This window comes from Streptomyces sp. NP-1717 (assembly GCF_022695985.1).
Lineage (GTDB): Bacteria > Actinomycetota > Actinomycetes > Streptomycetales > Streptomycetaceae > Streptomyces.
Genome location: NZ_JAAPBF010000396.1, coordinates 1 through 3,249 on the forward strand (window position 1 = coordinate 1; position 3,249 = coordinate 3,249).

General features: G+C 73.0%; 2 protein-coding genes. Both read right to left on the bottom strand.

Annotation, left to right across the window (positions count from 1 at the left end; all coding sequences use genetic code 11):
- A partial coding sequence (locus tag GXP76_RS34820) for a MoxR family ATPase (protein ID WP_242575616.1) occupies window positions 1–995 on the bottom strand: 995 nt, incomplete at its 3' end.
- Between the two features lie 111 nt (window positions 996–1,106).
- Window positions 1,107–3,134 (bottom strand): trypsin-like peptidase domain-containing protein, encoded by a 2,028-nt coding sequence (locus tag GXP76_RS34825; RefSeq protein WP_242575617.1) that lies wholly within the window; start codon window positions 3,132–3,134, stop codon window positions 1,107–1,109.
- Window positions 3,135–3,249 lie beyond the last annotated feature (115 nt).

Below are 3,249 nucleotides of genomic sequence, written 5' to 3' on the forward strand. Positions count from 1 at the left end.
CTGTTGCGGGTGATCTGTTCGTCGTCGGCGGCGCGCTGGGTCACGTACAGCGCGTTGAGCAGCTGGTCGGTGGCGACGACCTCGCCGGGTTCACGCTGGAGGAACCGCTCGATCAGCTCGGCGCCCTCCTCCAGGGCCTCCTCGCCCAGGTGCGCGGCGACCATCGCGGCGAGCTGTTTCTCGCCGGGCGGCTTGAGTTCGAGCTGGATGCAGCGGCGCAGCAGCGCGGCGGGGAAGTCCCGCTCTCCGTTGGAGGTGAGGATGATGAAGGGGAACGCGGTGCACCGCACCCGGCCGCCCACCACAGTCACCGGTGTGCCGTCGTCGGTGAGGACGTCGGTCGCGGGCTCCCGCTCGGCGCGCCGCTCCAGCTCACGGATGGTGAACTCGCCCTCCTCCAGGACGTTCAGGAGGTCGTTCGGCAGGTCGATGTCGCTCTTGTCGAACTCGTCGATGAGCAGGACCCTGGGCAGCCCGTCGGGCGAGGGCAGCAGCGCCGTACCGAGCGGACCGAGCCTGATGTACGAGCCGATGGGCGGCTGCCGCACGGCGTCGCCGGACACGGCCCGGTCGAGCTGTACGTCCTGGAGCCTGCCGATGGCGTCGTAGTGGTAGAGGCCGTCCTGGAGGGTCGTCCGGCTGACGATGGGCCAGCGCAGCACCCGGCCGAGCCGCAGTTCGTGGGCGACGGCGTGCGCGAGGGTCGACTTGCCGGTGCCGGGGGTGCCGGTGACGAGCAGTGGACGGCGCAGCTGGAGCGCGGCGTTGACGGCCTCGACCTCTTCGGGGCGCGGGTGGAACGACTCCACGAGGCGGCGTTTGACGCCCAGCCGGCGGGCGTTGTCCACCTCTTCGCTGTCCGCCGGGCCGTCCTGCGGGCCGTCGGCGCCGTCGGGGCTCCGCGCGGTGAATTCGCGCCAGGGAGGCGGATCGGGTAATTGCCGCGCACCGTCGTGCGGCAGCCCCGCTCCCCGGTAGATGCGCCAGTCGCTCACTGTGGGCTCCTCATCGCTGTCAGCCCGGCGTGTGCCCGGCATCCTGACGTCCGTACCCCGCCTGGACGTCCGTACCCCGTCCGCAGCAGGTGGCTTGGGGGCATGTGTCTGTCATAGGGGCGGGAAGTGCAGGGGTTCGTCGGGAGCCGGCCTGTGGGGTGGATCGTAGATGAGGACGATGTGCCGTGCCCAGGCTGTGTCCTGATCGTCCCGGCCGGGGTCGGCGCTGAGGATGCGCAGGCGCCGTACGCGCTCGCGGAGCTCGCTGCCGGTGGGGGCCTCGCGCACCAACTCGGCTGCCCTGCGGTGGAATTCGGCGCAGTCGTCGTGCCCGTCCTCGCCGGTGCGGCGGCACAGCACCGCGACGTGGCCGGCGTGGAAGGCGCGGGTGAGGACGCGTGAGCCGCGCCCCGTGGCCGTACTGGCGCAGTACACGGGCAGAGGCACGCCCGCGTCGCCCGCCGTGCTCACCGACAGCCGCGCGTACGCCGCTTCCTCGCCCTCGGGCGCGGCGGCGCCGTGCCCACCCTCCGGTACGTCCAGACACAGCGGTACGGCCTCCAGGGGGCCGTGGTCGGTGGCGCGCTTGGCGCGGTTCCACTCCGGGGTCACGCCGTCGCGCCGGCGCAACTGGTCGCGCAGGGCAACGACCCGGCGCCGTCCGATCGGGAGGGTGTGCACGCTGGGCGGTTCGTCGGCGCGCGGCAGCCGGGAGCGCCATTCGTCGACGGGCTCGTCGAAGAGCGCGCGGGGCAGCAGGAAGTCGACGGCGGCGAGGTACTGCCCGGCGTCGGCGCGGGCCAGTGCCTCGCTCAGTCCCTGGCGTACGGCGGCCTCCAGATCGGTGCGCGGGACGCCCTCCTCGTCGTGCCGGACGGTGGTCGTGCCGCCGTCGGAGTCCAGCAGTTGCACGCGCCAGGGGTGGGTGCCGTAGACCTCGGGTTCGATGACGACGAGTACGTCGTCGTGCGCCGCGTCGCCGGGGCCCGTGCGCGGGCCGTCGCCCGTGGCCTGATCGCTGTCGCCGGCGGCCAGGAGCGCCAGGCTCTCCTCGCGGATCACGTCGGTCTCCAGGGCGTTGGCGGCCGTCTCGACCCAGTCGCGGAGTTTCTTGGCGCCCGGGGTGTCGCGGGGCGCGCGCAGGGCGCCGTAGACCATCGCCGCGTACAGGACGACGGCTTCCTGTTCGAGATCCCGTCCCGCCAGGGCCGCTTCGGTGCGCTCGCGCGGGTCGTAGAGGAGGCCCGAGCCCTCGCGCCAGCTGCGGGGGTCGTTGGACTCGATGCGCTGAGGGCTGCGCAGCAGGCGGCGGCCGGTGCCGTTGACCAGATGCAGCACCTGGCCGGGCCCCGACGGCGGTTCGACGTCGGCGAACAGCCCGTACAGCTGGGTGCGTGAGCGCGGGTCGAAGCTGTGCGGCCGGCCCTGCCGCACCGCGAGCCGGGTGTGCAGGCGCGGCCAGCAGTCGCCGGAGCCCTCGAAACGCCGCAGATGGTGCCGGTCGTGGGCGGCGACAACCTCCGCCCACACGGCTTCGGCGCCCTGGTCGCACAGGGCGCGCAGGGCGGTGACGGACTCGGCGCGGCCCACGGTGGCGTCGCCCTGGCCCTGGCTCTTGATGACGCCGATGACCGAGCCGTACCGCGTGTCGACGACGGGCCCGCCCGAACAGCCGCGCAGGACAAGGCCGTCCTGGAGCCACATCGCGTTCCCCCGGCGCCCGCCGGTGGCCATCGCCTTCGTGGAGAGGAACTCCTCGGGGCCGTACGCCCCCGAGGTCTGCGCCCAGCCGTACAGCTCGACCTCGGCGGGTGTGGGCGCCGAACGGTCGCTGAGCCAGAGGCAGTCGGCGAAGTCCGCGCCCGGCACCCGTACGAGCGCGAGGTCGTGGCCGGTGACGAGGTGGGCGATCTCGCCCTCCAGCCGCTCGTCGTCGCAGGTGGTGACGGTGACACCGCCGCCTGGCTCCCGTTCCATCGCACCCACCCTCTTGTCCACGACATGCGCGCAGGTCACGACCCATTCGGGGGCGACGAAGAATCCGCTGCCCCAGAATCCGGCACTGCCTGCGTCATACCCGGCGGCGGCGGGGCCGATGCGGACGACTCCCCGGCTCACGGGGTCTTCGAGGGAGCTCATACGTCAACACGCGGGGTGTACGAGGGCGTTGGAACGGCGCGCGTCCCCGCGCCGGGTGATCCGCAGACCTGAGCGTCGTTCATCCGCACCCCGTCCCCCCGAAGTTGAGGCATGT

Excerpts from the sequence above, each read along its gene's own strand:
- GXP76_RS34825 (WP_242575617.1), bottom strand. The coding sequence starts at position 3,134 with ATGAGCTCCCTCGAAGACCCCGTGAGCCGGGGAGTCGTCCGCATCGGC.